Genomic DNA, 7,447 nt, shown 5'->3' with positions numbered 1-7,447 from the left:
ATTCCCCTTCTGAACTCGGAAGTTGCACCTTTTAACACCAATTGTCGAGTCAAAAGGGCGACAGCATAGCCCGTCAGAGCGATCGCTCGACTTAAAAGCTTCACCATTCCCCTTCTGAACTCGGAAGTTGCACCTTTTAACACCAATTGTCGAGTCAAAAAGGCGACAGTGTAGCCCGTCGGAGCGATCGCTTTACTTAAAAGCCTCATCATTCCACCTCTGAACTCGGAAGTGACTAATTCATACTTTCACTCAGCAACGCCTTTTTTCTGGCACTCCCCCCTCAAAGCGGTTTTTGAGAAGGTACACCTACAGCACGGGGAAAATTAGCTGGAGTGTTTGCTACCTTACGCACATAAAGGCAATGACGGATGCTATCACTTAGAGGAGTGGTAAATTTTTCAATTAATTCAATTACGCCACCTAGCTGGTTAACCGTATTTTGCAAAACTGTGGTTTCTTCCTCTGTCCAATTACCACGATAAATTATGGCTAAACCACTTCGTTTAAGTAATGGTAGGGCATATTCTGCACAAACAGAAGCTGTCCCAACAGCGCGGATCAAGGCAATATCATAAGCTTGTCGGTGCTGGGGTTGCTGACCGATTTCTTCAGCCCTACCAACGATAGTTTTGGCATTGCTCAGGGCAAGTTCAGTTAATATATTGTCGATAAAAGTAATTTTTTTACGGGTTGAATCCATCAGAGTAATTTTGCAATTAGGTGCAGTAATTGTCACTGCAACACCCGGAAAACCTGCACCCGTGCCAATATCAATCACAGATGCAGCTTCTTGAAGAGACGGGATAAATTGCCCCTGTGGCGCAATTCCTCGCAGAGAATCCCAGAGATGTTTTTCCCAAAACTCTTGCGGGTCAGTGATCCGAGTTAAATTTAGTTGGCGATTACCTTCTAGAATTAACTCATAAAGCCTTTGGAATTGCGCTTGTTGTTGGAGAGTTGGTTGCCAATTGAGAGTTTCCTGCCAAATTTCTGCCATCTCAGGCAATAAGTTTGTCATTTGTCATTTGTCATTTGTCATTGGGCAATTCAATTTTGGATTTTGGTGAAGCAGCGCGGTCTTGGGGGTTTCCCCCATGAGCGACTGCTGAACCCGTTCGCGCAGCGTCTCCCCTTGGGAGAAGGGATTGACGATAGCGGAGCGTAAAGCCTTCTCTACGAGACGCTACGCGAACGCTGAGAGCGAGTCCGCGTCCCTTGCGCGTCTCGTAGAAAGCGTCTTTTAGATTAAATTTCAATTCTTTAATCCAAAATCCAAAATCTAAAATCTAAAATTCTTGCTCCCTACTCCCCCTTTCATACTACTGGTAGAGGTTCTTTAACTTTGTTTTCTAGTTTCCTTGGATCTACTGATTCTAATTCACCGTGGTTGAGTGTCCAGCAACGGTCTGCGATCGCTAACAGATCCCCGGCATCGTGTGTCACTACCAACAGCGTCCAATCTTGTTTCAGTTTCGCTAATAAATTTACCAGTTGGCGACGCATTGACCAATCTAACCCAGCTGTGGGTTCATCCAATAACAATAAATTTGGCTGGCGAATCAATTGCACTGCCAAAGCTAAACGTCGTTGCTGACCACCACTCAAAGCATGGGGAGCCGCGGAAAGCGATAAATGCTCTAATCCCACCTCAGTCAACGCCTGTCTGACTCGTTCAGACCCTAACTCAGGATGTCCTAAACGCAATTCTTCTAAAATCGAACCACCGCAAAAGTGCCGCTCTGGAAACTGAAATACCAACCCAGCCAATTGTTGTAGCTGTTCTGGTATAAGTTCTTGTTCCCGCCAGAAGAGTGCGCCGGTAGTAGGTTCGGCTAGTCCTGATAAAATTTCTAGTAAGGTACTTTTTCCCGAACCACTCGGGCCAATAATCAGACCTAGCTGCTGCGGTGCTAATTCCAAGTTGATCGATTTGAGAATCGCTGTTGGGCACGCTGTGGGGTGATAAATTAGATTTCGGAGATAAAGCATTTGTTAAGATTACCAAAAAGTCAGCAAATTACTGATTAGCTACACTGAGAACATCTGGAAAATTCTAGAAAAATTTCTAGCGCATTACCTGAATTAACACCTTAATTTAGCAGCAAGAATAATCCACTTTTTCTCCATTGTGGCAGACTCACCCTTAAACAATGTCTATAACAAGCCTGGGAACATGGAAAAATTACCAAAGTCAACTTTTATATAAGAAAATTTTGGTTGAAGCAGAGGCAAGTTAACACTTCGACTCCTTTCGACTGCGCCCTTCTCTACGAGAGGCTGCGCCAACGGCTACGCTCAAGACAGGCTCAAGGCAAGTCGCTCAGTGTAAAAATTAACCACTTTTTGCATTCTAAGTAACACATACAACTATTTCAACCGCAATTATTCTGAGGGTTAAAATGACTAAAAAGTTTTCTTCGCCTCGATTAGTAGTGTCTGCTAGACTTACTACCCTTGCTCAGACTGCTTTTGGCGCTGCGATCGCCTTTGGCGTTGCCCCTTGGGCAATCGCACTTAATTTGTGGGTAAATCCCTCTTTAGCTGGTGATCCCTTTCGCAATCGCGAACCTCATCAAATTGGCGATCAAACAGAAGCAGCTTTTAAAGCGATTTTCCAACAGGGCAACTATCCAGCCGCAGAGCGTTATCTCGAACAAGCATTATCCAAAGAGCCAAATGAACCTCTAGCTTATGCCATCAACGCATCTTTAGCATACGGAAATAAGGATTGGGCTAAACTCGACACCTACAGCCAGAAAACCCTAGAAACCGGACAAAAACTGATTGCGAGCGATCCATTGCGTGGTAATTTATACACTGCTGTTGGTCATTTTTTAGAGGGAGCAGTAGTTCTCACCCGTGAGGGCACAGTCAATGGTGTGCCGCAAGCCTTTAGTCGGTTACGGCAAGTTTATGAATATTTAGACAAAGCCCAAGCAATTTCTGCCAACGATCCAGAACTGAATTTAATCAAGGGTTATATGGATTTATTGTTGGCGGTTAATTTGCCTTTTGCTAGCCCAGATCAGGCAATTGGAGGGTTAGAAAAAAATGCTGCTCCTAAGTATCTAGTGGATCGGGGTATTGCTCTTGCTTACCGGGATTTAAAAAGGTATTCACAGGCACTAGAGTATGTCAACCGTGCGCTCAAAACCACATCCGATAATCCAGAAATTTATTATCTCAAAGCCCAAATCTTGAAAGAACTGGGGCAAAAAGAAAAAAACCAGCAGATGATTCAGGAAGCGATCGCTAATTTTGACAAAGCATTGACTAAAAAATCCCAACTCCCAGGCGATTTAGTCAAACAAATTGAGCGCGAACGCAAAAATGCTGTTAGCCTGAACAATTCTAGATAACTGGGCATAGGGCATTGGCCATTGGTTATTAATTCTTCTTCCTCATCTCTCTCATCTCCCTTATCCCCCCACTCCCCACTCCCTACTCCCTACTTTGATATGCTTATTTTCAGAAGAGTAATTGAGATATTAGACCAAAATGGAGATTCAGTTCCGGGAAATTAATCCTTTTGATATGTGGATTTGGCTGAAATTCAGCACAAATCCTTCGGCGCGTGAAAAGCAATATGTAGAAGAAGTTTTCAATTCCTGGTTTTATCTGGGTAAATTGGGTGCATTTAATGCAGAGAATCTTCAAGTGCAGGATACTGGACTCGATATTAGCTACATGAATTATGATGCACAAGGGTATGACAAAAGCCTGTTAGCACTGATGCACAACATCGGTGAGTTTGAATATGAGGGTCAGTGGGGGCGTTGTTGGTTTGACTTAGGAACCAGTGATGCGATCGCTCTGGATATTTTAATCAACGCTCTCACACAGCTAAGTGACGAATATGTCACCATTGAAGAATTGTACATCGGCGGCGAAAATTCAGATTGGCCTGTTGAGAATAGCGAAAGTCGCCCTCAGTCTATTTACGATAATTAGTTATAAAAATGAATAAAGCAGGGGAAATTCGGGTAATAGCCTTGGGGCTAATTCGGGATGGCGAACGCATATTTGTTTCTGAAGGCTACGATCCCGTAAAGCAAGAAACATTTTATCGTGCTTTGGGCGGTGGTGTTGAATTTGGCGAAACTAGCCACGCCGCCTTAGAACGGGAGTTTCAAGAGGAAATTCAGGCAGACTTAACGAATATTAAATATCTAGGTTGTATAGAGAACCTGTTTACATTTAATGGTAGGCAAGGTCATGAAATTATTCAGCTTTATCAATGTGACTTTGCTGATTCAAAATTTTATCAACTAGAAAGTTTAGTTTTTTCAGAATCACCAAATCATAAACATAGAGCTTTATGGATAGATATCTCTCGCTTTAAATCTGGGGAATTAAAGTTAGTACCTGAAGTATTTTTTGACTATTTATAAATCATCTGAAAATTTCAATGGTGGATGGGTTGATTAGACTGCCGCAAGTATCGCTCTAATCAATGCCAATCTGCGTTAATTCTGCTTTAGATTTCGCCGACTTTATCGTACAGTAAGCACTCATCTTTTGAACAAAATTGGGTAATGCGATCGCACTGTGTCGCTACAACTGAGAGAGCAACTTATAAGTGGCTGTGCAATGTATCTGAATCTAATTCTTAGGTTTTTCCTGCACTGTATTCAGCCATTGCTTCGGTTGCAAGGAAAGTGAGTAAGTCACGAGAACGGGCGAAAGTTTCATCTCAAGAGCGTTCATCTTCTAGTTCTTCCAAAATCATCGCTGCGATGCCTGCGGCGGGCTACGCCTACGCATCTTGTTGATTGGCAGGTAAATTTTTTAGTTTGGCGATCGCTTGTTCAAGTAACTCAGTCATAGCTATTATACGAAAGTCATACTATAAATTATCTCTGCTTGTAGTCTGTTGGGGTTGTTAGGGTGCGATCGCCAAAATAGCAATAAGTAGTGGGATTTGAGTAGAAGCAAGTGTTGAGTTTGCTGGTGTCAATCCAACCTACAACTGTTAGCCAATGCATTGTTCTGCCGCAGTTTACTTAGCTTGCTATCGAAGCATATTTTACTCTGATAGCAGTGATGTGTATGCGTCAGTGCCAAATTGCTCATCACGCCATGCAATAACAACTGCTTGCAGCATATCTATTACAATCCTCTCCATGTTTGGTATGTCTTGCTCTGGATCACGAGCAATTGAAGTGAAGGTCTCAACTGAATGAGTAAGTGGATTTCTGACGTGCTTCCACAAATCCTTCACTACATTCAATACATCACTTTTTTCGTCCCAACCTGATTGTGCTATCTGAGCAATACGATTTCGTAATTCGAGTCCCTGGAGATGCTCAGTAGCATCTTTTTTTGCTAGATGTTCTGCTAGAGAAGCCAATCTCAAAAATCTTGCCTCTTGATTTTGAATTTCTCCACTTTCTCGAAATGCAAGTAATCCCTGAAAAATTCGTCTAAGCAAAGGATCAAGGTTGTCAAGAGTATAGCAGGCAGCAGAGCAAAGCTCTGTAAATACAGGGTCGTTATATATTTTTCGCACATCTGTAAGTTTTACCTGTATTGGTTTTTGAACAAATTGATAAGGGGAAAGTTGTCTAGCAATAAATTTCGCGTGTTCACCATCATCACCAATCCACACACCAGAAATCCCATTTCCAACACCCCCAACACGCCCGATACTTGTGTTATTTCCAGGTTTGAAGAGGAATAATCTAATTACATCGATAATTCTTTCCCCCTGCTCCAGTAATTGCTGCAAAAATTTTTCATTGTTGTTTACACTTCCGATTGATGCTAAATCTTGATCATCAAAATTAGCTTCAAAAGCAATGCAAGTGAAATCCTTAAGTCTTCTAGTTTGCAGACTTTCCATAGCCTCTAGAGTCAAATCATCCATTGCTGAAATAGGGCTAAATGAAGCGTAATTTTTGAATGGAATGATGCCAAGATATTCATATGGCTGACGATACACTTCATGCAGTCCTGTGGAACTAGGTGTGTAATCTGGCTGACAGCCATACAAAGCAGCTGAGTAAACAACAAAATCACACGTTAGGTGTAAACCTTCGACTGTAGTAAGAGCGTAATACATACTTGATCACCTCGATTTGAGACAGTTCTACAATAAAGGCAAAGATGTTGAGGTTGAACTAACCTAATGGGTGTACCTGAAACAAACCCAAAGATACCAATGCTTTCCCCAAGCCTCTACGACACTGATTTTTACGCTTGGACGCAGGAACAAGTAACTTTACTTCGCAATGAACAGTGGAGTCAGATTGATCTGCAAAATCTGATTGAGGAGATTCAATCTTTGGGTAAACAGCAACGTCAAGAACTGCGAAACCGTCTGAGTGTGTTGATTGGACATTTATTAAAATGGCAGTACCAGTCAGGGCGCCGTAGTCGTAGCTGGTTAGCAACACTTCGTATTCAACGCTTAGATATTGCTGAACTCCTCGAAGACAATCCTAGCTTAAAGCCCTACCTTGAAGAAGTACTTCGCAAAGCCTACCTTAAAGGTGTCGAATTAGCTGTTGGAGAAACAGATTTGTCCAAGCGGACTTTTCCGGTGGAGTGTCCTTACAGTTTGTCAGAGATTGTAGACTATGATTTTTACCCCGGTGAACCAAGCAAGTTAGTAGATGAATTAGAGCAGTAATTTACAATTAAAGTAAATCTTCTTCAGATAGCTGGGCTATTTTCATCAAGGCTTTCAAGGTTCCAACTTTCAAATCTTGATTGCGGTGAACAGGAATTGACAGGATTTTTCTACTCCAGGTTTTCATAAATATAATGATTGCCAGTAATTCTTTGCAAAACCCAACCTTTTTACTCCACAATCTTACAAAGTTGCTTGCCATTGAATGTACAAAGTGTTGCACCTTGCCCAACAGCACAAGCAGCTATCAGCGCATCTAACAACCCTAAACTGTGTGATAAATGGTAGGTCATAAAGTCAGACAAGGCGCGAGTTAAATCAGCCTCAGTAGTCCAGACTATAGGTAGCGGCGCAACAAGTTTTAGAGCATTACTCAGCTGTTGCTTGTTTTGAGCATCCTGGATTAGTTCCATGACCACGAAGCCGGGCACACTGGGCAACTCTGATAAACTGGCAAACCAAGTTATTGCAGGAGCATGACCTCGTTGAATATCAATCAAAACGTCGGTATCTAGCAAATACATCAACTTTATCTATTCTCGCTCACGGGTTTGGGCTTCATGGCGCAACTTGCGAGCGTATGCTTGACTATCTGTAATATCAGGTCGTGAGTTGATCACACCTTCGCTCTGCCAATAAGCAACAAGTTCGACTCCTGTCTTGGGAGGATTTGCTAAAACCTGCCTCACGGAAAGAATCCGAAGAATATATTCAGAAAGAGGAAGGTTTAGCCGAGAAGCTTCAGTAAATAGCTCATTTTCTAGCTCTGGCGGCAAATCAAGATTAATACTCATTCTGGTTCTCCTGTGTAGG

At 42.4% G+C, this 7,447-nt stretch carries 13 protein-coding genes and 1 pseudogene; 4 read left to right on the top strand and 10 right to left on the bottom strand.

Annotated features, from left to right (window positions below; genetic code table 11):
• The 4 genes from PUQ00_RS01355 to PUQ00_RS01340 all read right to left on the bottom strand — a co-directional run.
• Positions 1-212 (bottom strand): hypothetical protein (locus tag PUQ00_RS01355; RefSeq protein ID WP_300412383.1); only part of this gene is annotated, 212 nt, incomplete at its 3' end.
• A 71-nt stretch (positions 213-283) separates the two neighbouring features.
• Positions 284-1,021 carry a 16S rRNA (guanine(527)-N(7))-methyltransferase RsmG gene (gene rsmG, locus PUQ00_RS01350; RefSeq protein ID WP_300412381.1) on the bottom strand — a complete coding sequence of 246 codons (738 nt, stop codon included), beginning with the start codon at positions 1,019-1,021 and terminating at the stop codon, positions 284-286.
• A gap of 10 nt (positions 1,022-1,031) precedes the next feature.
• Positions 1,032-1,259, bottom strand: a complete 228-nt coding sequence (locus PUQ00_RS01345; RefSeq protein WP_300412379.1) for a hypothetical protein — start codon at positions 1,257-1,259, stop codon at positions 1,032-1,034.
• A 58-nt stretch (positions 1,260-1,317) separates the two neighbouring features.
• Entirely contained in the window at positions 1,318-1,992 is a 675-nt protein-coding gene (locus PUQ00_RS01340; protein WP_300412377.1) for an energy-coupling factor ABC transporter ATP-binding protein, read from the bottom strand.
• A 410-nt stretch (positions 1,993-2,402) separates the two neighbouring features.
• On the opposite strand from PUQ00_RS01340, the gene PUQ00_RS01335 reads away from it, so the two are divergent.
• From PUQ00_RS01335 to PUQ00_RS01325, 3 genes are all read left to right on the top strand, one after another.
• Positions 2,403-3,362 (top strand): Sll0314/Alr1548 family TPR repeat-containing protein, encoded by a 960-nt coding sequence (locus PUQ00_RS01335; protein WP_300412375.1) that lies wholly within the window; start codon positions 2,403-2,405, stop codon positions 3,360-3,362.
• Between the two features lie 139 nt (positions 3,363-3,501).
• Positions 3,502-3,954, top strand: a complete 453-nt coding sequence (locus tag PUQ00_RS01330) for a DUF3531 family protein (protein WP_300412373.1) — start codon at positions 3,502-3,504, stop codon at positions 3,952-3,954.
• Positions 3,955-3,962: 8 nt separating this feature from the next.
• Positions 3,963-4,394: an NUDIX hydrolase gene (locus PUQ00_RS01325; RefSeq protein ID WP_300412371.1), complete on the top strand. Its 432-nt coding sequence runs from the start codon at positions 3,963-3,965 to the stop codon at positions 4,392-4,394.
• A gap of 218 nt (positions 4,395-4,612) precedes the next feature.
• On the opposite strand, the pseudogene PUQ00_RS01320 reads toward PUQ00_RS01325, so the two are convergent.
• The 3 genes and pseudogenes from PUQ00_RS01320 to PUQ00_RS01310 form a co-directional block, all read right to left on the bottom strand.
• Positions 4,613-4,828 (bottom strand): annotated as a pseudogene (locus PUQ00_RS01320) (hypothetical protein).
• A gap of 28 nt (positions 4,829-4,856) precedes the next feature.
• Entirely contained in the window at positions 4,857-4,988 is a 132-nt protein-coding gene (locus PUQ00_RS01315) for a hypothetical protein (RefSeq protein ID WP_300412369.1), read from the bottom strand.
• A 41-nt stretch (positions 4,989-5,029) separates the two neighbouring features.
• Positions 5,030-5,944, bottom strand: a complete 915-nt coding sequence (locus PUQ00_RS01310) for a hypothetical protein (RefSeq protein WP_300412367.1) — start codon at positions 5,942-5,944, stop codon at positions 5,030-5,032.
• 219 nt (positions 5,945-6,163) lie between these two features.
• On the opposite strand from PUQ00_RS01310, the gene PUQ00_RS01305 reads away from it, so the two are divergent.
• Positions 6,164-6,634, top strand: coding sequence for a DUF29 domain-containing protein (locus PUQ00_RS01305; protein ID WP_300412365.1), 471 nt, complete (start codon positions 6,164-6,166; stop codon positions 6,632-6,634).
• A 7-nt stretch (positions 6,635-6,641) separates the two neighbouring features.
• On the opposite strand, the gene PUQ00_RS01300 is transcribed toward PUQ00_RS01305, so the two are convergent.
• The 3 genes from PUQ00_RS01300 to PUQ00_RS01290 are packed head-to-tail and all read right to left on the bottom strand — an operon-like array spanning position 6,642 to position 7,428.
• Positions 6,642-6,761 carry a type II toxin-antitoxin system HicA family toxin gene (locus PUQ00_RS01300; protein ID WP_300412364.1) on the bottom strand — a complete coding sequence of 40 codons (120 nt, stop codon included), beginning with the start codon at positions 6,759-6,761 and terminating at the stop codon, positions 6,642-6,644.
• Between the two features lie 43 nt (positions 6,762-6,804).
• Positions 6,805-7,158: a PIN domain-containing protein gene (locus PUQ00_RS01295; protein WP_300412363.1), complete on the bottom strand. Its 354-nt coding sequence runs from the start codon at positions 7,156-7,158 to the stop codon at positions 6,805-6,807.
• A gap of 9 nt (positions 7,159-7,167) precedes the next feature.
• Positions 7,168-7,428: a hypothetical protein gene (locus PUQ00_RS01290; protein ID WP_300412362.1), complete on the bottom strand. Its 261-nt coding sequence runs from the start codon at positions 7,426-7,428 to the stop codon at positions 7,168-7,170.
• Positions 7,429-7,447: the final 19 nt, after the last annotated feature.

The sequence above is a fragment of the Nostoc sp. S13 genome (genome assembly GCF_029379315.1).
Classification (GTDB): Bacteria; Cyanobacteriota; Cyanobacteriia; order Cyanobacteriales; family Nostocaceae; genus Nostoc.
This window is presented reverse-complemented; position numbering and strand designations above follow the sequence as displayed.